The following is a 25,652-nucleotide window of genomic DNA, read 5'->3' as shown; positions in this document are numbered from 1 at the left end:
GAGCGTCACCGCCGATCTTCTGCAGCGGTTCGTGTCCTGGGGTCCTACCCGGAGGCTGGTCCGGTTGAAACCCGAGAGGGGCTCCGGATCGTGCTGCCGGCACCACGGGAGCGCCCGGTCATCCGTCCGGGCCGGGCGCCCCCGCTCCGGTCAGACCAGGGTGCTGGTGTCGATCACGAAGCGGTAGCGCACGTCGGAGGCGAGGACGCGCTCGTAGGCCTCGTTGATCTTCTCCGCGGGGATCACCTCGACCTCGGCGCCGATCCCGTGCTCGGCGCAGAAGTCGAGCATCTCCTGGGTGAGTGCGATGCCGCCGATCATCGAGCCGGCGAAGGAGCGGCGCGCACCGATGAGCGAGAACACGTTGAGGCTCAGCGGCTCCGCGGGGGCGCCGACGTTCACCAGCGTCCCGTCGACGGCGACCAGCCCGAGGTAGGCGTCGACGTCGATGTGCGCGCTGACGGTGTTGACGATCAGGTCGAACCGGCCGGCCAGCTGCTCGAACGTGGCCGGGTCGGACGTGGCGTGGTAGGCGTCGGCGCCCAGGCGCAGTCCGTCCTCCTGCTTCTTCAGCGACTGCGACAGCACGGTCACCTCGGCGCCCAGCGCGTGGGCGATCCTGACCGCCATGTGCCCCAGGCCGCCGAGCCCGACGACCGCGACCCTGGTGCCGGGGCCGGCGTTCCACTTCCGCAGCGGCGCGTAGGTCGTGATGCCGGCGCACAGCAGCGGTGCGGCCGCAACCGGGTCCAGACCCTCGGGGACGGACAGGACGTAGTCGGCGTCGACGACGACGTGGGTGGAGTAGCCGCCCTGCGTGGTGCTGCCGTCGCGGTCGGTGCCGGCGTACGTCGGCACCATCCCGTCGACGCAGTACTGCTCGTCGCCGTTGCGGCAGCTCGCGCACTCGCCGCAGGAGCCGACCATGCAGCCGACGCCGACGCGGTCGCCGACCCGGTGGCGGGTGACCCCGGTGCCGACCTCGGTGACGGTGCCGACGATCTCGTGGCCCGGCACGACCGGGAACGGCTGGGGGCCCCAGTCGCCGTTGACGGTGTGGATGTCGGAGTGGCAGATGCCGGCGTACTGGATCTCGATGAGGACGTCGTTCGGCCCGACGTCGCGGCGCTCGATGGTGGTCGGGGCCAGGGGAAGGCCGGCGGCGGGTGCCGCGTAGGCGTTGACCTGCATGAGGATTTCCTTGTCTCTGGTGTGGTCCGGGTCGGTCATGGGCGCGCCAGGACGGCGGGCCGTGCGGTCCGCGGTCGTGGTGCGTGGGCGACTACTGCTTCCGGGCTCGCTGGAGCTCGTCGGCGAGGACCCGGGCCTCGCCGCTCAGCAGCTCGGCGCGGGCGGTGTCGCCCGCGTCGACCGCGTGCCAGTAGTCGATCTTCAGGGCGACGTACCGCCGGCGCAGCGCGAGGCTCTCGGCCTCCTGCTCCAGCCGCTCCTGCTGCGCCGAGAGCAGGTCGATCTGCTCAGCGGCGGCACCGGGACCCAGCTGCCCGTTCGCCATGTACTGGCGCATGTCACCGACCGACATGCCGGTCGCGGCGAGGCAGGCGACCCACATGAGCTGGTCGAGGTCGTCCTCGTCGTACACCCGGTGCTTGCTGCTCGCCCCCCGGCTGATCGGTGCGATCACGCCGATGGACTCGTAGTAGCGCAGGGTGCTGGCCGGCAGGCCGGTCAATGTCGCGGCTTCCCGGATCGTGTAGGCGTGCTGGGCGGTACGTGCACTCACGTCGTCGACGCTAGGAACTTCGAGTACTCGAAGTCAAAGACCGCGCGGGACCGTCTTCTGCCTGCGGCTGGCGTCCGGCCCGCCACAGCAGGGTGAGCGCGAGGACCATCGGCACGGTCCACGCCAGGTAGGCGAGGCCGAACGACACGACGGCGACGTTGAACGCGACCAGCAGCAGCAATGACGCCTGCCGCGCCGGGCCCGCGACCAGCACGAGCGCACCGACCACCGCCTCGAAGGCGATCAGTAGCCCGATGAAGAACGTGTGGTGCGGGACGACGAGCGACTCCCACGTGTCGGTCACCCACGCGACCGGTGCGCCGTCGGCGAACCCGGAGTAGTCGTCGCCGCGGCTGAGGAAGAGGGCGTTGACCAGGGCGCCCGCCACCACCCACAGCCCGCTGACCGACACCACGCCCACCAGGTAGGCACGCCGGCTGCGCCGGGCACGGAGGCTGCTCACCACGATCACGGTGCCGAGGGCCAGCCAGGTCAGCGGAACGACCATGTCGATGCTCATCGCACGCTCCTCGTCTCACCTCCGATCGTCGTCCTCGGAGGAGACGGTGACCACGGCCGAACGTCCCTCGCCCCAGGGCTGCTCGACGCACGATGTGGTTGCGGGACGGCCGCGAGCGCGTGCAGCTCGTACGTCGCGGTCAGCCGCGGCGTGCCTGCTCGAGGACGTCGCGGGCGTGCTTCTCCACGAGGATCGGCACGAAGTCGCGGACGGTGGCGCCGGCGAGCTCACGGTGCGCCTCGTCGACGGCGCGGACCACCAGTGCCGGGTCGAGGTCCGGGAACCGCTGGGTCAAGCGGTTCCGCACGTCGGCGATGCGAGTCTCCTCGTCGTGGCCGGCGTGAACGGTGAGGGTCATGATCGATGGTGACCACCGGCGAGCCCCGCACTCAAGTGAACATTCGGTGAACACCACGCCGCCCCGGCCGTGTCACGATGGCCGCGTGCTGCCCCCGAGCATCGCGACCACGGACTACCACACCGCGGGTGAGCCGTTCCGGATCGTCGCCGACCCGCCCGTGCCGCTGCCGGGGGACACGGTCGCGGAGCGCCGGGCCCGTGCCATCGAGGACCCGGACGTCCAGACGCTGCGCGCCCTGCTCTGCTCCGAGCCGCGCGGCCACGCGGACATGTACGGCGGGTTCGTCGTACCGCCCGACGACGAGGGCGCGCACCTGGGCGTGCTCTTCTGGCACAAGGACGGGTTCTCGACCGCCTGTGGTCACGGCACCATCGCGCTCGGTGTGTGGGCCGTCGAGACCGGTCGCGTCGCGGCGCCGCCGACCGGCAGCGTGGACGTGCTGGTCGACGTGCCGTCGGGGCGGGTCACCGCGCGCGTCCACCGCGAGGGTGGCCGCGTGGTGGCGGTCGACTTCGTCAACGTGCCGAGCTGGGTGGTCGCGCGCGGCGTCCCCGTGACGACCTCGTGCGGCGAGGTGGAGGTGGTGGTGTCGTACGGCGGCGCGACCTACGCGACGCTGCCGGCCGCCGACGTGGGCCTCTCGGTGGAGCCCGAGCACCTGGGTGAGCTGATCCGGATCGGCCGCGAGATCAAGTGGGCGCTCGACGACAGCGAGCACGCCCGGCACCCGACCGACCCGCGGCTGGACGGCGTCTACGGGACCGTCTGGTTCGACGAGCTCGGCGACGGCCCCGGCGAGGTGCACCAGCGCAACGTCGCGGTGTTCGCCGACGGCGAGGTCGACCGGTCGCCGTGCGGGTCGGGGACCGCCGCGCGGATCGCGGTGCTGGCCGCCGACGGTCGGCTGGCTGGGGGCACCCGGCTCCGGCACGACTCGATCGTCGGCAGCACGTTCGTCGGCCGGGTCGTGGAGGAGGTCGACGTCGACGGGCGCCCCGCCGTCGTGCCGCAGGTGACCGGCATGGCCTACCGCACCGGCGAGCACGTGTTCTCGGTGGACGCGCACGACCCGCTGGTCCCGGGGTTCGTGCTGCGGTGAGGTTCCTCGACTCCGCCGCCGTCGCCGCGCTCGGTCCCGCCGCTGCCGTCGACGCCATCCGCGGCGTACTCCTCGGCGGGCTGGACCCCGCTCTCGATCCGCAGCGGATCCCGGTCGACCTCGACGCGGGCCAGTTCCTCCTGATGCCGTCGCAGACCCGTCCCGTCGACGGCCGGGACGCCGGTGCGGCCGGGGTGAAGGTCGTGACGGTGGCGCCCGCGAACCCCGCGCGCGGCCTGCCGCGGATCCAGGCGGTCTACCTGCTCTATGACCACGAGACGCTCAGCCTGCGGGCGGTCCTCGACGGAACCGCGCTGACCACGCTGCGCACGCCGGCGGTGTCGGTCGCCGCCGTCCTCGACCACCTTCCCGACCACCCTCTGCGGCTGGTCGTGGTCGGCGCCGGACCACAGGCGGTGGCCCACGCCGAGACGCTGGCGGCGGTCCGCCGGGTCGCGCGCACCAGCTACCTCGTGCGCGACCCCGGGCGCGCACCCGTCGACGCCCTCGCTCTCGGTACGGCGGCCGCCGACGACGCGCTGCGCGGTGCCGACGTCGTCGTGTGCGCCACGTCCGCCCGGACCCCGGTGCTCGACTCGTCGCTGCTGCGCGACGACACCGTGGTGGTCGCGGTCGGGTCGCACGAGCCGGACGCTCGCGAGCTCGACGCCGCCCTGATGGCGCGCGCGACCGTCGTCGTGGAGGACCGCGCGACCGCCCTGCGCGAGGCCGGGGACGTCGTCATGGCGGTCGCCGAGGGAGCCCTCGCCGAGCAGGACCTCGTGCCGCTGCGGGACCTGGTCGCCGGCACCGCGGTGGCGCCGACCGGACGCCCCCTGGTGTTCAAGAGCGTCGGGATGTCGTGGCAGGACCTCGTGGTCGCCCGCGCCGTCGTCGACAGGTCTCCGTCGCGCTGAGGCGGCCCAGTCACGCGCGGGCATGGCCCGCGTGGACCAAGGGAGCGTGCCGGCCGGGCTATGGCGCGGGTGCGTCGCCCCGGGACATGGTTGAGAGACGCCGCAGTTTCCGCCGCAGTGCCTCGTGGCCGGACGACCCCTCGGGGGTGAAGGGATGAGCGCACAGACCGAGACCTCCTCGAGCGTGACCACCCGGACGATGAGCGTCCCGACGCTCGCCGGGCTGGTGGTCGGAGGCATGGTCGGCGCGGGCGTCTTCTCGCTCCCGGCCCGGTTCGGCGTCGCGACCGGGATCCTCGGGTCGCTCATCGCCTGGGCGGTGGCCGGCACCGGGATGCTCATGCTGGCGTTCGTCTTCCAGAACCTGGCCATCCGCAAGCCCGAGCTGGACTCCGGTGTCTTCATCTACGCCAAGGCGGGCTTCGGCGACTACGCCGGCTTCAACTCCGCGATCGGGTTCTGGGCGAGCACGGTCGCCGGCAACACCTTCTACTGGGTGTTCATGTCCGCGACCGTCGGTGCGTTCTTCGAGGGCTTCGGCGACGGGGCCACGTTCCTGGCTGTCGCGGTCTCCACGGTCGGGGTCTGGCTGTTCCACTACCTCGTCGCCCGCGGGGTCCGGGACGCGGCGGTCATCAACCGGGTGGTCACGATCTTCAAGATCATCCCGATCCTGGTCTTCATCGTGGTCCTGTTCGTGAACTTCGACGCCGGCGTCTTCTCGGACAACTGGACGGCCTACGGGTACGGCGACCTCGGCACGCTCAACGAGCAGGTCCGCAACACCATGCTGATCACGACGTTCGTGTTCATCGGCATCGAGGGCGCGAGCGTGTACTCGCGCTACGCCAAGCGTCGCGAGGACGTCGGCCGGGCGACCGTGCTCGGCTTCCTCAGCGTGCTGTCGATCTTCGCGCTCGTCACGCTGTCGAGCTACTCGGTCGTCGCACAGCCCGAGCTGGCGGCCACGCGGCAGCCGTCCATGGTCGGCGTGTTCGCGTCCGTGGTCGGCGAGTGGGGCGAGTGGTTCATCAGCGTCGCGGTGATCGTGTCCGTCCTCGGCGCCTACCTCGCCTGGACCCTGATGGCCGCGGAAGTCATGTACATCCCGGCGCGGCAGGACGACTTCCCGCAGTTCCTGGGCCAGGAGAACGACGCCGGCACCCCGATCACCGCCCTGGTCGTCACCTCGCTCGGCGTCCAGGCGCTGCTCGCCCTCACCCTGTTCGTGAACGACGCCCTGAACTTCATGCTCGACCTGTCCACCAGCCTCGCGCTGCTGCCCTACCTGCTCGCGGCGGCGTACGCCCTGAAGCTCGGCCTCACCGGGGAGGCCTACGAGGGGGTCTCCGCGGGCGTGCGGCGCCGGGAGACGATCGTCGCCGGCGCCGCCACGGCGTACACGATCTTCCTGTTCGACGCGGCCGGGATGAAGTTCGTGCTGCTGATGACCGTCCTTCTCGCGCCGGCCACGCTGCTCTACGTCAAGGCCCGCAGCGAGCACGGACGCCGCCTCTTCACGCCCGCCGAGATCGGGCTCTTCGTGCTGATCGCCTCCGGCGGCGTCATCGGCGTCGCGGGTCTGCTGACCGGGCGGATCGCCCTCTGAACGGAAGGAACCACCATGGCCGTGTCCGCGTCGTACGGCGTGCACTCCGAGGTCGGACGGCTGCGCAAGGTGCTGGTCTGCGCGCCCGGCCTCGCGCATCGCCGGCTCACGCCCACCAACAGCGACGAGCTGCTCTTCGACGACGTGATGTGGGTCGAGAACGCCCAGCGCGACCACGCCGACTTCGTCAACAAGCTCACCCGGCGCGGGGTCGAGGTGGTCGAGCTGCACGACCTGCTGGCGCAGACGATGGACGTGCCGGGGGCGCGGGACTGGCTGCTGGACCGCAAGATCGTGCCGAACCGCGTCGGCATGGGTCTCGTCGACGTGACGCGCGCCTACCTCGAGACCCTGGACTCGCGCCGGCTGGCGGAGATCCTCATCGGCGGCCTCTCCACGCAGGACCTCCCCGAGGAGCACCGCACGCCGTACCTCAGCCTGGCGCGGGAGTCGACCGGGGTGCAGGAGTACCTGTTGTCGCCGCTTCCCAACACGCTCTACACGCGCGACACGACGTGCTGGCTGTACGGCGGGCTCACGATGAACCCGCTCTACTGGCCGGCCCGCAAGGACGAGACGCTGATCTACAAGGCGATCTACGAGTTCCACCCCGACTTCGTCGGCTCGACGGTCTGGTGGGGAGATCCCGAGCAGGACTGGGGTCACGCGTCCTTCGAGGGCGGCGACATCATGCCCGTCGGCAACGGCGTCGTGCTCATGGGCATGAGCGAGCGGACCTCCCGGCACGCGATCACCCAGGTCGCGGCGGCGCTCTTCGCGCAGGAGGCCGCAGACCGGGTGGTGGTCGCGGGCATGCCCAAGCTGCGGGCCGCGATGCACCTGGACACGGTGTTCACCTTCGCCGACCGCGACGTCGTCACGCTGTACCCGACCATCGTCGACGCGATCCACACCTTCACCCTGCTGCCGTCCGACGCGGCGTCGGGCGTCGAGGTGATCGACGAGGACCGGACCCCGTTCGTCGACGTCGTCGCCCGGTCGCTGGGTCTGGACGGGCTGCGGGTCATCGAGACCGGCGGCGACGTGTACCAGTCGGAGCGGCAGCAGTGGGACAGCGGCAACAACGCGGTCGCTCTGGAGCCCGGGGTGGTGTTCACCTACGACCGCAACACCCTGACCAACACGCTGCTGCGCAAAGCGGGCATCGAGGTCATCACGATCGTCGGCGCCGAGCTCGGCCGCGGTCGCGGTGGTGGGCACTGCATGACCTGTCCCATCATCCGCGACGCCGTGGACTTCTGAGGCATGGTGTTGGTCCGCGCGGGTATTGCCGCGGCATGGGCGCAGACCCAGCATTGATCCGGATGCTTCGCGCCGGACGGGACGAAGGCCGCGACCTCGAGGAGGCGCTGGGCGGCCTGGCCCTCATCTTCGGGCGGCCACGATCGGCCGGACGGGTCGGTCCGTACTTCACCTGCAAAGAGGCGAACCTCATCGCGCTCGTCCTGGTGGCGAGTCGTCACTACGACGCCGCGATCGTGTGGCTGGACGAGCATGCGGCGAGCGACACCGAGGAGGACCTGCACGGGGATCCCGACTTCGACGCGGCCCGGTACATCCGCGGCGATGGCTGAGGCGGCCCGCTTCGTCAGCGCGTGTGGAACTTCCACGTCAACGCGTGGGACCGGTGTCCGGGCTTCGTCGCATCGAGCGGGTTGCCCGCGAGGTCCTCGACGGTCGTCCTCACCTTGACCTTGTAGGTGGTCTCTGCGGCCAGCTTCGACTTCGGCTTGACCACGATCTTGTGCTTGCCCGGCAGGTAGGTGACCTTCGCGCGGACCTTCTTCGACGCGGCCTCCTTGAGCACGACGGAGTGACGGTCGACCGACGCGGGGTCGAGCGCCTCGGTCAGCTTCAGCGTGATCCTGGCGTCCCTGCGGACCCCGGTGGCGCCCCGGGCCGGCTTGACCTTCTTCACCTCGGGTGGGGTGCTGTCGAGGACGATGTCGTCCGACACCGGCGCCGACTGCCGGTCGTTCGCGTCCTCGAACTGGGCCCAGACGGTGCGGTTGCCGTCGCCCGGCTGCAGCTTCCAGCTCGTGGTGGGTGCGTAGCGCGCCCACGCTGACCAGCCGTCACCGTCGTTCTTGAATCGCATCAGGTCCGGGGCCGGGTCCGGGGCGGCCAGGTCGAGCGTGACCGCGGCAAGCCGGGTGCGCGCGGCACCCGCGTCGATGGCCATGGTGCCGGCCGGCGGCTTGGTGCTCAGCAGCGAGTTGAACCAGTCCTCGATGTTGTCGTAGCCGTTGCCGTTCAGGTCGCCCGTGGCGTCGGCGACCTTCGGGTTGGTGCCCTTGGCGCTCTCGTAGCTGTCGGGCATGCCGTCGCCGTCGCTGTCGACCGGGGCGGTGCCCGCGGCGAGGTCCGGGTAGGGCCCGGCGGTGTCCTTGAAGGAACCGCCGCCGCTGACCACCTCGGCGACGAGCCGCGCGTCGACGGCGTCGCGGACGCGGGAGGCGCCCGCTGTGGCGAGCACGTCGGTGTAGGCCTGGGCCGCCGACGTGGTCGTGACGGGCGCCGCCGGGAACGGCGTGCCCACCTGGCCGATCGACGGGGCCACGCGGGCCGGGAGGATCCCGCCCGCGGTCCAGCGCGCGTTGCCCTCGCCGTACCACTGCTCGGTGGGGCCGGTGCTGCCGTTGTACGTCGCGAACTCCGCACGGTCCGGGGGGCTGCCCGGGCCCGGCTTGTAGAAGTTCGCGACCCAATTCACCCGGGGCGCGCCCTTGCTCGACGACTCCAGCGTGACGCCGTTGCCCGACCCGTCCCCGTAGTTGTAGACGACGTTGTTGCGGACGTCGGCCACCGAGACGCCGCTCACCTGCGGGTTGCGGTCCACGTTGGACACGAACAGGTTGTGGTGGATCGAGACGTTGTGCGCGTCGATACCGCCCGCCAGGAAGCCCTTGGAGTGCGGGCCGAGCGGGTGCCCGGCGTTGTTCAGACCCTCGGCGATGATCGAGTTGCTCACGGTGACGTCCGTCGAGCCGTCGTAGGTGTTCACGTTCTCGTCGACCGCCCAGCTGAACGAGCAGTGGTCCACCACGACGTTGTAGACGCCGGGGTTGACGATGGCCAGGGCGTCGTCACTGTCCTTGCCCGTGGTGCCGTTGCCGGGGCGGAAGCGCAGGTACCGGATCACCACGTCATGGGTCAGCACGTCCATGGTGCCCAGGTCGGTGGGGGACACGGGGTCCATCCGCAGCGTGATGCCGCCACCGGGCGCCGTCTGCCCGGCGATCGTGAGGTAGGGCTGGACGACGTTGAGCCGGGTCTCCAGCACGATCGTCCCGCCGGTGCGGAACACCACGTAGCGGGGTCCGGCCATGTCCACGCACGACCGCAACGAGCCCGGGCCGGCGTCGTTCAGGTTCGTCACCGTGCACACCTGGCCGCCCCGGCCGCCCGGCGTCGAGGTACCGAACCCCTCCGCGCCGGGGAACGCCTTGGCGGCGGCCGCGGGAACGGGGTGGGCCTGGGGGACGAAACCGACCGCGGCCACGACCGCGGCGGCCCCTGCGAGGAGCGCGATGGAGAACCTCTTCACCCCTCACCTCCCACCGTCCCTACACACGGTCGAGGCAGATCTGCTCCGAGGCCACTGCTTCGAGGCAATCTCATCTCAGTGGGCTAGGCAACTGGTCCGGCTTCCCCGGAGCTGGGCCATGTCGGAACCACCCTGACGGGGGGTAGCACCCGACTACGAGCTCGGACGGGCGAGGGCCCGCCAGGACTTCGCCGGGTCGATGACAGCCGAACCCGGCCGATGGGACGCTCTCTGGGGTGGAGGGGAATCAGTGGTGAAGCCGACCGCCCCGACCAGAGGCATGTGGCTCGCTGTGGCCACGGCGGCGACCTGGGCCGTGGCGCTCGTGATCAGCGCTTTCCTGCTCCCGGTCTACGGGACGGCGACCTACGTCTCGTCGGGGACGGACACCGGCATCTCTCCGGGCCCCGTGCCGATCACCCAGACGGTCGTCGAGGTCAACGGCCTGGCCGGAGCGGTCGCGATGGCGGTCCCTCTGTTGGCCGCCCTGGTGGTGCTGGCCGCTCTGCGGCGCGGCGTCCACCGTGTCTCTCTGATCGTCGCGTGGACCGCGACCGGTTTCCTGGCCCTCTTCAACCTGCTGGCCTTGCTGTCGATCGGCGTCCTGATGATTCCGGCAACGGCAGCCCTGCTCGTTGCGTGCCTCCTGGCGACGCGGGTCGCACATGACTCGGGAACGTGACGAGTGAAGGGATCGGCCCTCGCAGACTGAACGCCCGTCAAGCATCGACCGCAGCGATACAACTCCTCGGGTAGGCCCCGTGGGACTCGAACCCACAACCCGCGGATTAAAAGTCCGCTGCTCTGCCAGTTGAGCTAGAGGCCCGGGACATGGGGACCTTCATCCGAATGATCCTTCGGAGTATCGCCCGACGTCAGCGCATTGTTGCAGGTCCCGAGAGCCGCCGAGGCGGTGGCATCCTCGCCCGGCGAACTGCCCCGATGGAGCGGGTAGGCAGATTCCTAGGGATGACAACGATGTTGTTCCACTGACCGCGTTGGTGCGGTTGAGGCCTGGGAAGGTGAGCCAGCCGACGAAGGCGGCGCCGAGGGTGACGCCATTGGAAGCCGAGCCGACGTCGCCAGCATCCCCCCGCGCACCGGCTCCGGATGTCATGGGTCCCTGTTGAAGGGGCCTAAGTGGGTGTGTCCCAATTGGCGTTACTGCGCCAACCAGTTCGGACGGCACCGACTGACCTGACCTTGATCAATGAGTCGCAATCGTCGGCGTGGAAAGCGTCGAACGGCCGATCCTCAGCGACTCGGCTGACCGAGACCTCATGTGCCCCACTCTGTCATTGGCCGATCCCAGAAGCTTGTTTGTCAGCGGCCGGATCCGGTTGCCGCAGCGCATGCCGTCAGCAGGGCAAAACACCCGTTGGTCTGCGGCAGGTCGGGCCCGCTGTGTCTCCGGACAGAGCGGCGCTCACTTGTTCGCGATCCGCAGTCCGAAGCTGTCCGCCAGTGACGGCGCGTCGGCGGCCTTGAACGGCGGCGTCGTGTGGGCGACCTCGGCGTACAACCGGGTGAGGGCGTAGTGGTTGAGCGGGGCGCTGACCACGTTGTGGTGCTGGCTCGGGTGGATGACCACCGTCAGGACTGTGTTGTCCCCGGACCTGTCGTCCTCGTCGGCCGTGAGCACGACAGCGAGTCGGCCCGACCTCCAGTCCGGTCCGGCGAAGATCCGCTTCATCCAGCCGGCGAACCAGGAGTCGGCCACGTCGAGCCCGCAGTCATGTGCGTCGTGGCACAGGTTGGGCGTCACCAGCCCCACATCGGGCAGGCTGCCCGCGGCCACGTCGGTTGCCAGTGCATCGAGGGGAACGTCGTACCTCTGGCACCCCGGCCGCTCGGTCACGAAGTAGGCCCAAGGGTTGTGCTTCACGGCGTAGCCGTCCCCGCCGTCCTCGACCGCGCAGTTCTTGAGCATGCCGTCGGCGTACGCCGCCGCCGTCCGGCCGTTGCGCAGCGCTGCCCCGAAGACGGAGGCGGCCTGGACCGGATGGCTGGCGGGTGGGTCGTCGTCGGTCACTCCGAACGTCTGGCCACCAGTAATGGCCAGGTAGTTCGGCAGCGAGGGATGGGTCACTGCGTGGTAGTCGGTGGCGTAGCCGAACCGTCGCGCGAGAGCGTAGGTGTGCGGCATGCCGACCTTCATCTGGTCGAGCGAGTGGTTCTCCTCGATAAAGACCAGCAGCTTCTTGACCGGGCGGGCACGCACCGCCAGCGACCCTCGCGCCGACGTGGGCGCGGTGCCCGGACTCATGCTCGGCTGAGCCGACGTCAGTCCTGGGGACGAGCGCGTGCAGGCGCAGCAGAGGAGGAGCAGGATGACCATGACCACTCGGTGACGCATCGACGCTCCCATCGCCCCCTCCATCAATCGTGTGCCGACCAACCGCGTCGGCGCAATCGCACACAAGTGCAGAGGAAGAACCCCTCGATCAGGTGGTGACCAGGCGGTCCAGCTGCGGCAGGAGCTCCTCGAGCCGTCGCGCGGCTCGCTCCTCGGCGTCAGGACGCAGTTCGCAGGCTGTTTGGACCACTCTCGTCAGCCGCCTGTGCATCGTGTAAAGCGCCAGTCGCTCTGCGTCCACCTCGCCCGCGACGGCGCGGAAGGAGTCGAGGACGGCGTCCTCCAGCTGCTCCGAAGCCACTCCTCGGGACGAGGCCGAGGCTCGCAGCTCCGCGACGAACGTGGCCAGGTCGAACTCCGGCTCCCCCCATGCGTACCGGTCGAAGTCCACGAGACCCAGGCGTCCCGTGTCGTCCACGAGCCACTGGCCGAGGTGCGCTGCGCCGTGCACCGGGGCCAGCCGGCGAGGAGCCAGCCGGGCGTGGGCGCGGGTGAGCGCGTCGGAGGCTCTGCGCAGGCCGGGCGCCAGCGCAGGCGAGGCCGCGGCCGCCCGCGCCAGCGCCAGCTCGGTGCGGGCCAGCTGACTCGTCGCGTCATCGCTCCTCCGCGGCTCCAGCCCCGCCACCGCGAGCTCGCCGAGCGACGCCCCGACCTGACGTGCGAGCTCGGTACCGTCAGCTCCGAGCAGACGTGGTAAGGCCGGTTGGCCCGGAACGATGCCGTACCAGCTCGACCGCGACTCCTCGTCCCAGCCGTGCGGTTCGGCCACCGCGAAGGACAGCGCTCCCGACGCCGAGGCGTCCCACCTCGCGCGCACCTCCACCTGGTCGTCCACGGGATCGGCGAAGACCTTGACGAAACGCGCGGCCGACCCTGCGCCGCCGCGGACGGTGCACCGGTTGCCCGGGTGGTAGCGCACGACGCGTGGGTTCTCGAGCGACGCCAGCACGGCCGCGAGCCCGGGGAGCGCCCGGTCCTCCTCGCAGGGCACGATCTCCAACGGGCCCAGGCCGCCGACCTGCCGGACAGCATCTGAGACATCGGCCCGCCGGTCGGTGGTCTCGAGCAACCGGACCTGGACGGTACCCCCGCCCACGGCCTGGTACACGAGGACGGCCCACGGTGAGCGCTGCGGCCGCAGCTTGGCGTAGACACGACGCCACGACCCGAGGCCGTCGTCGGACCGCTGCCGCGATGCCCAGGCGTCGAGATGCCCCTCGATCACCCCGTCGCTGGCCAGGATCTCGAGCCTGTCCCGGTACGGTCCACCTCCACCGGTCATCGGGCCCTCCTCGCCGCCCGGCACCCCCTGTCCCGCGTCGCCCAGCGATAGCCCGTTGGGGCTGGGAAGGATGCTCGATGTTTGTTAGTACCAATGGATGGTGACTCCAACGTGACCGTCGGCGCATCCTCAAAGTGATCTAAGAGCCGCTAGAGAAACGCTTTCTCGGATAGCGAGCGTCTCGTCCTTCGGAATCCCGGGCAAAGGCCGCATCACGGGGGGGCAACTCACGAGGGGGCAACCCTTGGTCGGGCGCCATCTCTTCTACTCGCACGATGGATACGGTCTCGGTCACGTGCGTCGCAACAGCCTCATCGCGCGAGCAGTGCTGGACACCGATCCCGCCGCGCAGGTCAGTCTGGTCACTGGAATCGACGTGCGCCCCCGTTGGCTGCGACAGGACGCACGGCTGCGGGTACACCGCGTCCCGCCGATGCTCAAGTCGGCGGACGGCTCCTACCGTCACGAGAGACTTCCGTTCTGGGACGCCGTGCGCGAGCGCGAGCGCATCTTCAAGGAGGTGGTCGAACACGAGCGGCCCGACGTCGTGATCGTGGACCGCCATCCGTACGGAACGGCCGGCGAGCTGCGCAGCGGGCTCGACCTGGCGCGGCGCTGCGGCGCCGCCATCGTGCTCGGGCTGCGGGATGTGCTGGACGAGCCGACGATCGTCCGCGAGGAGATCCGGGGACTCGGCTGGGCACACGTCGAGGACGTGTACGACGACGTGCTGGTCTACGGTGCCCGGCACTTCGTCGACCACGAGGTCGAGTACGGACTCGGCATTCCGCTGCACTACTGCGGCTGGGTCGTCGAGAGGCTCGGTCCGAACCGTGTGCAGCACAACCTCCTGGTCGTCGCCGCAGGTGGCGGTGGCGATGGAGCCGCCGTCTTCGAGATGGGCGCCCAGGTCCTCGCTCGACGCACCGACATGGTCGGGCTGTTCTCTCCCGGTCCGTACGCCGGCGACGACGCGATGCGTCGGCTCAGCTACCTGGCGAACGGTCGCGTGCGCGTCGTCAGCCCCTTGGGCGCGAGCGGGCCGTGGTTCTCCCGCGCTCAGGCGGTCTTGTGCATGGCCGGGTACAACTCGACCCTCGAGGCGCTCGCTGCCGGGCAGCGTCCCATCCTGATGCCTCGGCGCCATCCGCGCCGCGAGCAGACCATCCGGGCCGAACGGCTCAACGACCTGCGGCTGGCCGATGTCGTCCACGCGGGCACGGATCCCGCCGAGGTCGCACTCCTCCTGCAGCAACCCCGCCACCTGTCCAACGGTGCCCTCGCATCCGCCGGAATTCGGCTCGACGGTGCGCTCCGTGCCGCGCGCCGACTGCACGCGTTCACCAAGGCAGGCAGTGTGCGATGAGTCGGCGAACCACCGCCTCCGCGCCTCCGCGGCACCCCGCGCTGAGGCTGCTGACCAGTCACGTGCGGCGGCACTGGGGCGCGCTGGCGGGCGCCGCCGCCACGACGGTGGCGCTCACCCTCGCCCAGCTCGCAGCACCGTGGCCCCTGAAGATCGCGATCGACCAGCTGGTGACCGGCCGCGGCGTGAGCTTCGAGCTCAGCCGGGGCGACGTGTCCCTGCTGCTGGGTCTCGCAGCCCTCGTGCTCGGCATCGCGGCGGTTGACGCTCTGGCCACCTACTACTCCGACTTCTGGCTGGACCGATCCGGCGAGCAGATCGTCCACGACCTGCGGACGGCGACGTACGAGCACCTGCAGCGGCTGTCGTTGGTGTTCCACTCGACCCGTCCGACCGGTGACCTCGTCGCCCGGGTCACCGGCGACGTCAACGCCGTCGGTGACCTGTTCGCGCAGACCCTCGGCACGTTGGCGTCCTCGGCGCTCGTGCTCGTCGGGATGTTCGCGGTGATGCTGTGGATCGATCCCCCGCTGGCGTTCGTCGCCTTCCTGGTCACGCCACTCCTCCTCGCGACCAGCACGCACTACCAGAAGCGGATCCGGCAGATGGCGCGCACGCAACGGGCCCAGGAGGGCGAGATCGCGTCGATGGCCACCGAGGCGCTATCGGCCATCCAGGTCATCAAGGCCTTCGGCACCGAGCGGTTCGAGAACGACCGGGTCCAGGTGCGCAGCGCCGAGCGGCTGGAGATCGGCGTCCAGAGCTCCCGCGTGGAAGCTCGGTTCGGCGCGCTCGTGGACGTGCTCGGAGCGGTTGCAACCGCGCTGGTCCTCGCCCTCGGTGTGCTGTCTGTGGCCGACGGGCGCATCAGCGCCGGCGACCTCGTCGTGGTCGTGGCGTACACCAACAAGCTCTACAAACCGCTCAAGGACATCGCGAAGCAGTCCACCCGAGCCGCGCGAGCCTTCGCGCGCCTCGAGCGCATCGCGGAGATCTTGTCCTTCGACATGGAGCTCGGGGACGGGACCGACGGCTGGACGCCCGATCGCCGAGCCGTGGGCACGATCGACCTGCACGACGTGAGCTTCCGGTACAACGAGGAACGGGAACCAGCCCTGCAGGGCGTCACCCTGCACGTGCCGGCCGGGTCGCGGCTGGCCCTCGTGGGCAAGTCCGGCGCCGGGAAGTCGACCGTCGGGGCGCTGATCGCACGCTTCTACGACCCTGGCCACGGGTCGGTGCGGGTAGACGGCCAGGACGCCCGGGAGCTGTCCCTGCGCTGGGTACGCGACCAGGTCGGTGTGCTGCTGCAAGACACCATCTTGTTCAGCGGCAGCGTCCGGGACAACATCGCCTACGGCACCGACGCCGACCTTGCGACCGTCAGGGACGTCGCCCGGGCCGCCGGCGCACTCTCCTTCATCGACGCACTGCCCGACGGCCTCGACACCCTGCTCGGCCCCGGAGGCATCGGGCTGTCCGGCGGTCAGCGCCAGCGGATCGGCATCGCGCGCGTCCTGCTGCGCGATCCTCCCGTCCTCGTCCTGGACGAGCCGACCACCGGTCTGGACGCAGCGAGTGAGGCGCTGGTGATGGCCGGGCTCAACAGCCTGGTCGAGGGACGCACGACGATCCTGATCACGCACTCGGTCGAGCTGGCGCGCAAGGCCGACCACGTCGCCGTGATGGTCGACGGAAGGATCGTCGAGTACGGCGCTCCGGAGCAGCTCCTGAGCGGCGACTCGGCCTTCCGTCTACTGACCTCCGCCCAGCAACGACATGACCTGGAGGGTCTCGACCCGTCCACGCTGCGCGACGCGCTCGTGCCCGACGACAGGACGGCGGAGAACCCGTGATCGAAGGATCTGCGCGGTGGGCGGGCGACGCGTGAGGGCGCGCATCGCGGTCGTGATGAGCGGCTTCCCGCGGACGTCGGAGACCTTCGCCGTGGGGGAACTGGTCGCCCTCGCCCGGGAAGGCATGCTGGCTCGCGTCTACGCCACCAAGCCGGGCGACGGGCAGACTCCACAGCCGGGCGTCGAAGAGGTGCTCCCGCTGCTCCGGATGCTGCCTGCGGCGGACGTCGCCCACCAGGCGACCTCGCTGGTCGAGGACCTGCGGGACGCCGACGTCGACGGCGTCCACGGCTACTTTGCCCACCTTCCGACCGAGGTCGCGGCCCGCGCGGCCGGTGACCTCGGGGTGGGCTACAGCTTCAGCGTGCACGCGCTGGACGCCCGCAAGGTTCCCCCGCCGTTGCTGTCCCGTCGCGCTCGGCAAGCCGCCGGCGTGGTGGCGTGCAACGCCGACGTGGCGCGGTACGTCGACGTTCCTGGTGCGCGAGTGTCCCTGCTCCCGCACGGTGTGGACCTCGCACGTTTCGCGCCGCGCCACCACCCGGGCGGCGATACGCGGCTCCGGGTGCTGGCCGTCGGTCGGCTGGTCGAGAAGAAGGGGTTCTCGACGTTGCTCGACGCCGTCGCCCGGCTGCAGTTCCCCGTACGGCTGCGGATCGTCGGCACCGGCGTCGAGCAGACGGCCCTCGAGGAGTCGATCGTCCATCAGGGGCTCAGGGAGACGGTGGAGCTGGCCGGGCGCCGGTCCCACGAGCAGCTGCCCGACGAGTACGCCTGGTGCGACTTGGTCGCCGTGCCTTCGGTGGTGGACCGCGGCGGGGACCGCGACGGGTTGCCGAACGTCACGCTCGAGGCGATGGCGTGCAGCCGGCCGCTGGTCGCCTCCGACGTCTCCGTCCTCGGTGCCACCGTGCACGCCGCCGGCAGCGGCCTCGTGGTGCCTCCGGCTGACGTCGGTGCGCTCGCCGAGGGGCTGACCACGCTGAGAGATCCTCGGCTTCGCGCCGAGCTCGGGTCCGCAGGGCGACAGTTTGTGCAGGAGCACTTCGACCTTGCGACGTGCACCCGTCGGTTCGTCGAGCGGCTGGCGGTCCTGCACGCTGGGGCGCGGGAGACCGCCTATGCGTGACCACGCAGGGGCCACGGGGCGAGTGGCGTACGTGCTGAAGGGGTATCCCCGGCTGTCCGAGGTGTTCATCACCAGCGAGATGTACCGGCTGGAGCGTCTCGGGGTGCCGTTGCGCCTGTACGTGATGAGGGCGGCGGACGAGGAGATGCAGCACGACGTCGTACGACGCCTGCGCGTTGAGCCCGACTACCTGAGGCAGACGACGTCCCTGTCGGCCACCACCCTGCGCCGCTGGCTCGGCGAGAACCTGGGGCACTTCAAGACCCCCCTGCTGCGCACGGCGCGTCGCCATCCAGCGGGCCTGACACGCGCTGCGACGCAGGCGTTCGCCCAGGCGGTCCGAGCCAGGCGCGGCTTCCTCGCCCCGCCGCGCAAGCTCTACGTCAAGGAGCTCCTCCTCGCCGTGGACCTGGCCGACCGGATCGACGACGCCGGCGACGTGCGCCACCTGCACGCCCACTTCGCGCACGGATCGACCACCGTCACCTGGCTGGCTGGCACGATCACCGGGCTCCCGTTCTCCTTCACCGGGCACGCGAAGGACATCTGGACCCCGGAGCTCAACCCCGCCGGCCTGTTGCGGCGCAAGATGGACGCCGCCTCGTTCGTCGTCACGTGCACCGACACGAACCGGCAACACCTCGAGTCGTACGGGTCGGCGACGCCTGTGCACGTCGTCTTCCACGGCCTGAACGCCGACTTCGAGCCTCTGGTCGCGGCGGCGTGGCCGCGGGTCGAGCCTGCGCGCGTGCGGCTGCTCGCTGTCGCGCGTCTGGTGCGGAAGAAGGGCCTGGACACCTTCGTGGACGCCTGCGCGGTGCTGCGGGATCGCGACGTGGACTTCGAGGCCGTCATCGTCGGTGCGCCCGGTGACCACGAGGAGCAGGTGCGCGCCCGCGTCGCCGCAACCGGCCTGGGTGAGCGCATGACCCTGCTGGGGCCGATGACCCAGACCAGACTGTTCGCCCAGTACCAGCGGGCCAGCGTGTTCGCGCTGCCGTGCCGGGTGCTGGAGGACGGAGACCGCGACGGCATCCCGAACGTGCTGGTGGAGGCGATGGCCTGCGGCGTACCCGTCGTCTCCACGGGCCTCCCGGGCATCACGGAGCTGGTACGCGACGGCGAGAACGGAATGCTCGTCGCACCCGACCGTCCCGTCGACCTCGCCGATGCGCTGCACCGACTGGTCAAGGACCACGCGCTGGCACGGCACCTCGCGGAGCGAGGACGCGCCACGGTCTCGGAACGCTTCGACGCCGCGACGGCCGCCGAACGGATGGCCTCGTTGCTGACCGGCATCGCGTCAGGAGGTACCTCATGAGCAGTTCCGCAGAGGCGACGGCCGTCCTGCCGCCGGACCCGGTGCTGCCGCACCGTGACGACCTGCTCGACGCCGACGTCGTCAGCGCCCGGCTCGACGACCTACTCGACCAGGCGGCGGCGCCACGCACCGGTGGCTGCTCGTTGCTGCGCGTGAAGTACCGCATGGGCGAGAGCCTTCGGGCCACCTTCCGGCTGCACCGTGGAGCGGGCACGGACCTGGTCAGCTCGCGGATGTTCCCGGAGCCCAGGGCGGCGGGCGAGTTCCTGCGTGCCCGTGAGGTCGCGATCGGTCAGGGCGCCGGACCAGGGTCGGTGCTGCTCGACCAGGTGACGAGCACGGTCTTCTGGGTCTTCCCGCAGGACCGCAAGCTGGTCGGCCTGGACCGGTTGACCGGTCCGCCGCCCGAGCTGCGGGGCGTCTTCGGCAAGGTGTGGACGCAGAGCGAGCTGAAGGCGTACAAGCCGGAGAGGGCAGCCACCGTCCGGTGCGCGGACCCGTGCGGCGCGACGGTCGGCTACGCGAAGGTGCAGCCGGGGCACGCAGGCCGCCGAAGTGTCGCCCTCCTGCGCGCCGCTGGGTGCGGGATCGACCAGCACGGGGTCCTTCGACTTCCCGAGGGGATCGGCTACCTGCCCGCGCAGCACATGGCGCTGTTCTCGGCCGCCCCCGGCCGTCCGCTCAACCAAGTGCCCTGGGCCGCCTACCCGGGTGCGATGGCCACACTCGGCGCCGCCCTGGCGGTGCTGCACGCCCAACCCGCCGGCGGTCTCCCGCGGTTCACGCGGTTCGACCCCGACGAGCTGGTGCCGGCGGCCGACCTGGTCCGTGCCGCTCGCCCGGACCTGGCATCGGTCGCCCGACAGCTCAGGGACGAGCTGTTGAGGACCGCGCCGGCGCGCGGTCCCGACGTCCTGCTGCACGGCGACGTGCACGCCAAGAACGTGCTGGTGCTCGACGACGCCGTCAGCCTGATCGACCTCGACGAGGCGGGCGCCGGCCCCGCGGCCGCCGACCTCGGCGGGATGCTGGCACGGTTCTGGTGTCCACGGCCCCACGACGTCTTCGACCCCGACACCGCCCGGGCCGCCGCGGCGTCTCTGCTGGGCGCCTACGACCGCAGGCTGTCGCGGGCCGACCTGCTCTGGTACGCGGCCGCGGCCCTCCTCGCCGAGCGGGCGGTCCGGGCGATCAACCGCGTCGACGCCGCCGCGATCGCCGACCTGGAGCGGGTCCTGGTGACGGCGCTGCGCTGGGTGAAGCAACGAAAGGTGGGCGACACATGACGCGACCACGCGTGCTCTTCCACTGCCAGCAGACGACGGGTCTCGGCCACCTGGTGCGAGCGATGAACCTGGCCGAGGGCCTGGCACACGACTTCGACGTCACGCTGCTCAACGGGGGACCCTGGCCCGCAGAGCTCGCCGAGCCTGAAGCCATCGACGTCGTGCACCTGCCGCCGCTGGGACTCGACGCGGACTACGCGCTGGTGAGCCGGGACGAGCGGTACGGCGTCGAGGAGGCCCTCCGGCTGCGCGTGGCGATGATCCAGGAATCCTTCCGCAGGACGGCCCCCGACGTGCTGCTCATCGAGCTCTTCCCGTTCGGGCGCAGGAAGTTCGAGACCGAGCTGATTCCGCTCCTGGAGGCTGCGCACTCCCCGGGCAGGAGACCCTTCGTCGCGTGCAGCCTGCGCGACATCCTGGTCCACAGCCGCCGCAACCAGCTGGGCCACGACGACCGGGCGAGCCAGCTCGCGAACGAGTACTTCGACGCGGTGCTGGTCCATGCGGACGCCCGGTTCGCGACCCTGGAGGAGACGTTCCGTCCGACCATCCCGCTGCGCGTGCCCGTTCACTACACCGGCTTCGTCCGTGCGCCCAGGTCGCACGACCGCGCGATCGAGCCGCAGCGGCGGGTGCTCGTGTCGGCCGGCGGAGGGAGGGTCGGCGCGCCCCTGTTCCGGGCGGCCGCGGAAGCGGCCCCACACCTGCTCGACGAGCATGGGCTACGCACGGTAGTCGTCACGGGACCGTTCCTCCCCGACCCGGTCGTGACCGAGCTCAGTCGACGTGCATCGACGGCGAGGGGGCTCGAGGTGATGCGTTACCTCCCGGACCTCGGAGCCGAGATGGCCGTCTCGGCCGTCTCCGTGAGCCAAGCGGGATACAACACGGTCATGGACATCCTCGGCTGCACGACGCCGGCCGTCGTCGTGCCCTACGGCGAGGGACGCGAGGACGAGCAGCCCGCCCGGGCCGTCAAGCTCGAGAGGCTCGGCGCGGTGCGCGTCCTCGACCCGAGCATCCTCTCGGCTCGGACCTTCACGGCCGCCGTACGCGACGCCGTGAACTGGACACCCCTCGCGCTCCCGCTCGACCTGGACGGGCGATCGCGGACCCCGGAGCTGCTGAAGAGCCTGTGCCTGGCGCGGGACGTGGAGCCCGCACCGTGACTGGAAGGGCGGAGGCGCGCCACACCACGCCGGCTTGCAGGTTCGGCGCGGTGGTCGGACCCGAGAGAATGAGGGGCGCCGCTCGTGTGGCTCCCGAACCTGACTGACGTCACGTGGCTGACCGACGTCCTGGCGCGTCACAGCGGAACGCTCGGACTCCCGGGAGACGTGGCCGCGGTCGAGCTGCTCGATGGGCGGCTCACGCATCCGTTCCGGCCGGCGTCGCAGCGGTGTCGCGGCTGGGCGACGTACCTCGTCATCGCGGACGGCGCCGAACCGGTGAGGCTGTACGTCAAGGGCTTCCCCGACGGAACCGCCGCCCGGGCGGTCTGGCAGCAGGACCGGGCGACCCGCGGCGCTGGTCGGTGCACCTACCTTCACGAGCTCGACCTGGTCGTGTGGCGGTTCCCCGAGGACCCGCGGCTCCCAACACTCCCGGCCCTGGTGGCACCCCAGCAGGTCGTCCGACTCATTCCCCCCGCCGTCCGCGAGCTTCTCGGGTCATCGCCAGGGGAGATGCGTACGACGGTCGTGCGCTACCAGCCGGAGGCCAGCGCCACGCTGCGTCTCGAGGTCGACGGTGATGGTGCACCGGCCGTTTTCGCCAAGCACCTCGCCGACGGCACAGCCCCGATCGCATCCCGGCACCAGGCACTGTGGTCCCGGTCCAACCTGCCGCCCGAGCTCCGGATCGCCGAACCGCTGGCAGCCGATCCGGTACGAGAGGTGCTGTGGACTCGCGGGGTCCCCGGACGCCCCGTGACGGAAGCCGTCGACCCCGCCCAGCTGCCCGACGCCACCGTGTCGGTGGGGCCAATGCTGGCGGCACTGCACGCATCGGCCGTACCGGTCAGGGGGCGGGTCGACGTCGACGGCCTGCTGGCGGAAGCTCACAGCAAGGCGACCAAGCTGAGCCGTGCCCACCCGGCGGTCGGCCCGGCCGTCAACGACCTGGTGGCTGCGGCGACGAGACGACGCGCCGAAGCCGGTCCCGAACGGTTGTGCACGCTGCACGGCGACTTCCACCTCGCTCAGCTCGTGTGGTCCGAGCAGGGACCCGTGCTGGTCGACCTCGACTCGATGACGCACGGCCCCCCTGAGGTGGACCTCGCCGAATTTCTGGCGGAGCTCGCACTGCGGGACCTCCCTCGCGGTATCGCGCGGGGCGTCGCGTCGGAACTGCTGTCGTCGTACTCCAGCGCTTCGGGGACCGAGATCGACGCGGCGCTGCTGGAGACGTGTGCGGACGTCGAGTTCCTCAACCGCTGCTACCGCCACCTTCGCCGGCACTCACCCGGCTGGCAGTCGGACCTCGCGGCGGCCCTCGGACGGCATGCGGAGATGAGGTCACTGCTGCGGCCGTGAAGCACGCCGGCAACGACCGCACGCCGGCGGAGTACCTCCACGAGTACGCACCCCAGCAACAGTGGGCTGCAGGCATGAACCCGGGCCAAGAGGTCAGGTCGTGGCTAGCTGGTTGGCCGGAAGTGACGGTGGTGGCGTGGTGACGAAGAACCTCGGTCGGGTGCGGGCGCGTGACCTGGGTCGTGGCGCGGTCGACTGGTCAGGCACGGCAGGCTGACCCCCGCCATCCTGATGAAGGAAATCGTCCCGCGACGCGCGCCCGCTTGCACGCGGTCGACGAGGTGGTCGACGCGTTCCCGCCGACGACGTTCAGCGTTCCTCTCGAGATCCGAATGGTTGCGGCCGGCCGTCTGCGGCCGACATTCCGGCGAGGTGGCACTGCATTGTCGCCGGTGGGATCGGCGCTCGACGCGCTGGCGCTCCGGTCGGCCGAGGTGCTCCGTAGCCGGGCCAGGACTGACCTCGCGAGCGAAGCTTCCACAGGGTCAGCGTTCGAGAGCGCGGAGCTCGAGCCCCGCCGCGCCTCGGAGCGCGTTCAGGCTCGTCAGGTACGGCTCGGTGTCCGTCGTCCGATGCAGGGACCGCATCTGGTGCGGATCGTCTTCGAGGTCGTAGAGCTCCCGACCGCCCCGCTCGTAGTGCCGGATGAACGCCATCCGGCCTTCCCGGAGCAGCGCCCAGTCGAGGTGCGGGTTCTCGCAGAGCAGCCGACGTCGCCACCCCGACCAGTCGCCGCTAGTGAGAGGACGAAGCATCGACCGGCCGTCCAGCTCCCGTCCCTCGTCGGGCTCCAGGCCGGCCAGCTCGAGGGTGGTCGGCATGAGGTCGACCTGGCTCACCAGGGCATCCCTCCGCCCTGGCTGGAAGCCCGGCCCGCGCACGACGAACGGGATGCCGGCGGACTCCTCGTAGGGGTGCTCCTTCCGGAACAGCCGGTGCTCGCCGAGCATGTACCCGTTGTCCGAGACCAGCATGATCACGGTGTTGTCGAGCTGGTCGGTGGCGCGGAGTGCGCGCACCAGCTCCCGGATCTGGTCGTCGAGGTCTCGCAGCTCCTCGAGCTTTCCCTCCCAGTGGCGCCGCATCCGTTCGCGGTCCTGCGGCTCCAGCGCGCGCATCCACGCCGGCTTGTCCTCGAGGTTCTTCTCGTTGAGGGCCGGCGGGTCCCAGGACACGTCGTCGAAGTCGTGCCGGTGGCGGCGTGACGGGGTGTAGGGGCTGTGCGGGCTGGTCGGCGCGAACACGACGAACCACGGTCGCTGCGTGTTGGTCCGCAGGAACTCGGTGGCCTGCCTGCCGGCGTAGGCATCGGACGTCTGCTGGTCTTCGGCGACGTCGACCACGCGACCGTCGATGTTGTACGGCAGCTGCTTGGCGGTGATCCGCACGACCCACCGGTCCCAGCCAGGGGCGACGTACTCGGGCATCGAGCGGTGCGCGTTCATGTACTTGCCGAAGTAACCGAGCCGGTAGCCCGCGTCCTTCATCCGCGTCGCCACGGTGTCCTGGTCGAGCCCCTGGTCGACGAACTTCGGCAGCGTCACGTTGGTCAAGCAGTCGTGGTTGTGCGGGTACATCGACGTCAGCATCGAGGCGCGCGCCGGGCCGCACCACGGCACCGCGGTGTAGCCGTGGCGAAAGCGGACACCGGGTTCGACCAGCAGTCGCATGGTGTGCGGCATCGTCCTCAACGACCGTCGGGGCTGGTCGTCGGTGATGATCCACAGCACGTTGGGGCGTGAGTCCACGTCGGCGAGCCTAGGTGCCGGCCCGGTGGTGAACGAACCGTGACGAAACCAGCGTGTCCTTGACCCGTCTGGGCCACGCCGTTCGTGCCATGGCGGGCGTGACGGGCGGTTGCGCAGAGTGGGAGGGGCGACACCCGCGCGAGGTGCGGCAACGACGACGGACGCTTGATGGCAGAACCCAGCTGGGGGGCCGGCGCTGACCAGGTGCCTCGGTCGAGGCCGCTCTCGGCTCGCTCCGAGGAGGCGACCGCCCTCCGTCCAGACCGTCCAGGCGCGGCGTCCCCGCGGCCGCAGCCACCGCCACCGGTGGCACCCATGGGCTGGTACGCCGACCCGGAGGACCCGAGCGCCGTGCGGTTCTGGAACGGCCGGTCGTGGGACGAGCCGGTCGCTGCCGACGCGTCGGGACACTCACCGTGGCCCGGCGGGACGACGTCCGTGTCGGAGGAGCTGATGTCCCCGTCCGAGGTGCGGTTCGACGTGGGCCGACCGTCGAGCGCCGAGACCAGGCCCCGGTCGCCGCAGCTCCTCCTGGTCGCGGCCGCGCTGGCCGTGACCGGGACCGTCGGGTCACTCCTTGCCGTGCAGGCCGTGCCGTTGCCGTGCCAGGAGCTGGCCGCGCTGACCGAGGACGCCTCGGCCAGCCAGCGCACGAAGCCGGCCGTCGCAGCCGAGCACGACCGGTTGCTCACCGCCTGCCGGAGATCCGGTGGTTCGGTTCCGCAGGGCGAGTACACCTGGAGCGGCCACCCCGCCCTGCGCCCGCCGTCGATCGCCAGGCCCTACCCACCGCCCGAGCCCGGTGTCTGACCCTGAGCCTCGGCACTTCGGTCAGGTCGCGCACCCCAGCGGCCGGTGCCGGCACGTACTTCGCGCAAGCCGCATCCGGCTCATTTCGCCTTCCAGGCAAGGGGTTTGAGCCTTGATTCGTTATCAGCGCGCATGGTGCTCTCGGC

The 25,652-nt window shown here is 70.8% G+C and carries 22 protein-coding genes and 1 tRNA gene; 14 read left to right on the top strand and 9 right to left on the bottom strand.

The annotated features are described in order from the left end of the window. Positions 1 to 150 precede the first annotated feature (150 nt). The 4 genes from ETU37_RS15465 to ETU37_RS15450 all read right to left on the bottom strand — a co-directional run bounded on the left by ETU37_RS15465 (position 151) and on the right by ETU37_RS15450 (position 2,622). Complete coding sequence (locus ETU37_RS15465) at positions 151 to 1,197, bottom strand: NAD(P)-dependent alcohol dehydrogenase (protein ID WP_420819115.1); 1,047 nt, start codon at positions 1,195 to 1,197, stop codon at positions 151 to 153. 85 nt (positions 1,198 to 1,282) lie between these two features. Then, a complete protein-coding gene (locus ETU37_RS15460) occupies positions 1,283 to 1,744 on the bottom strand; it encodes a MerR family transcriptional regulator (protein WP_129988247.1) in 462 nt (153 codons plus the stop codon). Between the two features lie 10 nt (positions 1,745 to 1,754). After that, complete coding sequence (locus tag ETU37_RS15455; protein ID WP_129988246.1) at positions 1,755 to 2,264, bottom strand: hypothetical protein; 510 nt, start codon at positions 2,262 to 2,264, stop codon at positions 1,755 to 1,757. A 139-nt stretch (positions 2,265 to 2,403) separates the two neighbouring features. Further along, the gene (locus ETU37_RS15450) at positions 2,404 to 2,622 is read right to left on the bottom strand and encodes a three-helix bundle dimerization domain-containing protein (protein ID WP_129988245.1); all 219 of its coding nucleotides are present in this window, start codon (positions 2,620 to 2,622) and stop codon (positions 2,404 to 2,406) included. 85 nt (positions 2,623 to 2,707) lie between these two features. Here ETU37_RS15450 and ETU37_RS15445 point away from each other — a divergent pair, with 85 nt between their 5' ends. From ETU37_RS15445 to ETU37_RS15425, 5 genes are all read left to right on the top strand, one after another. Further along, complete coding sequence (locus ETU37_RS15445) at positions 2,708 to 3,724, top strand: proline racemase family protein (RefSeq protein ID WP_240755763.1); 1,017 nt, start codon at positions 2,708 to 2,710, stop codon at positions 3,722 to 3,724. Next, entirely contained in the window at positions 3,721 to 4,641 is a 921-nt protein-coding gene (locus ETU37_RS15440) for an ornithine cyclodeaminase family protein (RefSeq protein WP_129988243.1), read from the top strand. The genes ETU37_RS15445 and ETU37_RS15440 overlap by 4 nt, the downstream gene beginning before the upstream one ends. 154 nt (positions 4,642 to 4,795) lie before the next feature. Further along, on the top strand, positions 4,796 to 6,250 hold the full coding sequence (locus ETU37_RS15435) for a basic amino acid/polyamine antiporter (protein ID WP_240755762.1): 1,455 nt from the start codon (positions 4,796 to 4,798) through the stop codon (positions 6,248 to 6,250). Positions 6,251 to 6,271: 21 nt separating this feature from the next. Next, the gene (locus ETU37_RS15430; protein WP_420819114.1) at positions 6,272 to 7,513 is read left to right on the top strand and encodes an arginine deiminase; all 1,242 of its coding nucleotides are present in this window, start codon (positions 6,272 to 6,274) and stop codon (positions 7,511 to 7,513) included. Positions 7,514 to 7,575: 62 nt separating this feature from the next. Then, positions 7,576 to 7,845, top strand: coding sequence for a hypothetical protein (locus ETU37_RS15425; protein WP_129988241.1), 270 nt, complete (start codon positions 7,576 to 7,578; stop codon positions 7,843 to 7,845). 14 nt (positions 7,846 to 7,859) lie between these two features. Here ETU37_RS15425 and ETU37_RS15420 read toward each other — a convergent pair whose 3' ends face one another. Further along, complete coding sequence (locus ETU37_RS15420) at positions 7,860 to 9,818, bottom strand: Ig-like domain-containing protein (RefSeq protein WP_129988240.1); 1,959 nt, start codon at positions 9,816 to 9,818, stop codon at positions 7,860 to 7,862. A 250-nt stretch (positions 9,819 to 10,068) separates the two neighbouring features. Between ETU37_RS15420 and ETU37_RS15415 the strand changes: the two genes are divergently transcribed. Next, positions 10,069 to 10,500 carry a hypothetical protein gene (locus ETU37_RS15415; RefSeq protein WP_129988239.1) on the top strand — a complete coding sequence of 144 codons (432 nt, stop codon included), beginning with the start codon at positions 10,069 to 10,071 and terminating at the stop codon, positions 10,498 to 10,500. Positions 10,501 to 10,571: 71 nt separating this feature from the next. Here ETU37_RS15415 and ETU37_RS15410 read toward each other — a convergent pair. The 3 genes from ETU37_RS15410 to ETU37_RS15400 all read right to left on the bottom strand — a co-directional run bounded on the left by ETU37_RS15410 (position 10,572) and on the right by ETU37_RS15400 (position 13,456). Further along, positions 10,572 to 10,644: transfer RNA gene (locus ETU37_RS15410), tRNA-Lys, on the bottom strand. 600 nt (positions 10,645 to 11,244) lie between these two features. Next, positions 11,245 to 12,039 carry an alkaline phosphatase family protein gene (locus tag ETU37_RS15405; protein WP_240755761.1) on the bottom strand — a complete coding sequence of 265 codons (795 nt, stop codon included), beginning with the start codon at positions 12,037 to 12,039 and terminating at the stop codon, positions 11,245 to 11,247. Positions 12,040 to 12,262: 223 nt separating this feature from the next. Then, a complete protein-coding gene (locus ETU37_RS15400) occupies positions 12,263 to 13,456 on the bottom strand; it encodes a phosphotransferase (protein WP_129988237.1) in 1,194 nt (397 codons plus the stop codon). Between the two features lie 244 nt (positions 13,457 to 13,700). On the opposite strand from ETU37_RS15400, the gene ETU37_RS23270 reads away from it, so the two are divergent. From ETU37_RS23270 to ETU37_RS15365, 7 genes are all read left to right on the top strand, one after another. Next, positions 13,701 to 14,822: a glycosyltransferase family protein gene (locus ETU37_RS23270; protein ID WP_165372547.1), complete on the top strand. Its 1,122-nt coding sequence runs from the start codon at positions 13,701 to 13,703 to the stop codon at positions 14,820 to 14,822. Continuing rightward, on the top strand, positions 14,819 to 16,678 hold the full coding sequence (locus ETU37_RS15390; RefSeq protein ID WP_129988236.1) for an ABC transporter ATP-binding protein: 1,860 nt from the start codon (positions 14,819 to 14,821) through the stop codon (positions 16,676 to 16,678). The genes ETU37_RS23270 and ETU37_RS15390 overlap by 4 nt, the downstream gene beginning before the upstream one ends. Positions 16,679 to 16,694: 16 nt before the next feature. Continuing rightward, complete coding sequence (locus ETU37_RS15385; RefSeq protein ID WP_129988235.1) at positions 16,695 to 17,807, top strand: glycosyltransferase family 4 protein; 1,113 nt, start codon at positions 16,695 to 16,697, stop codon at positions 17,805 to 17,807. Further along, positions 17,800 to 19,128 carry a glycosyltransferase family 4 protein gene (locus ETU37_RS15380; protein WP_129988234.1) on the top strand — a complete coding sequence of 443 codons (1,329 nt, stop codon included), beginning with the start codon at positions 17,800 to 17,802 and terminating at the stop codon, positions 19,126 to 19,128. Before ETU37_RS15385 ends, ETU37_RS15380 begins: the two co-directional genes overlap by 8 nt. Next, positions 19,125 to 20,414 (top strand): phosphotransferase, encoded by a 1,290-nt coding sequence (locus tag ETU37_RS15375; RefSeq protein WP_129988233.1) that lies wholly within the window; start codon positions 19,125 to 19,127, stop codon positions 20,412 to 20,414. The genes ETU37_RS15380 and ETU37_RS15375 overlap by 4 nt, the downstream gene beginning before the upstream one ends. Further along, complete coding sequence (locus tag ETU37_RS15370) at positions 20,411 to 21,583, top strand: glycosyltransferase family protein (RefSeq protein WP_129988232.1); 1,173 nt, start codon at positions 20,411 to 20,413, stop codon at positions 21,581 to 21,583. The genes ETU37_RS15375 and ETU37_RS15370 overlap by 4 nt, the downstream gene beginning before the upstream one ends. A 531-nt stretch (positions 21,584 to 22,114) precedes the next feature. Further along, entirely contained in the window at positions 22,115 to 22,948 is an 834-nt protein-coding gene (locus ETU37_RS15365) for a phosphotransferase (protein WP_165372546.1), read from the top strand. A gap of 485 nt (positions 22,949 to 23,433) precedes the next feature. Here the strand turns inward: ETU37_RS15365 and ETU37_RS15360 are convergent, their stop codons facing one another. Next, entirely contained in the window at positions 23,434 to 24,696 is a 1,263-nt protein-coding gene (locus ETU37_RS15360; protein ID WP_165372545.1) for a sulfatase family protein, read from the bottom strand. A gap of 315 nt (positions 24,697 to 25,011) precedes the next feature. Here ETU37_RS15360 and ETU37_RS15355 point away from each other — a divergent pair, with 315 nt between their 5' ends. Then, positions 25,012 to 25,506, top strand: coding sequence for a DUF2510 domain-containing protein (locus tag ETU37_RS15355; RefSeq protein ID WP_165372544.1), 495 nt, complete (start codon positions 25,012 to 25,014; stop codon positions 25,504 to 25,506). The last annotated feature ends 146 nt before the right edge of the window (positions 25,507 to 25,652 follow it).

The organism is Nocardioides iriomotensis (assembly GCF_004168035.1).
Taxonomy (GTDB): Bacteria; Actinomycetota; Actinomycetes; order Propionibacteriales; family Nocardioidaceae; genus Nocardioides_B; species Nocardioides_B iriomotensis.
The sequence above is the reverse complement of the archived record's forward strand: the minus strand, read 5'-3'. Positions and strand labels throughout refer to the sequence as shown.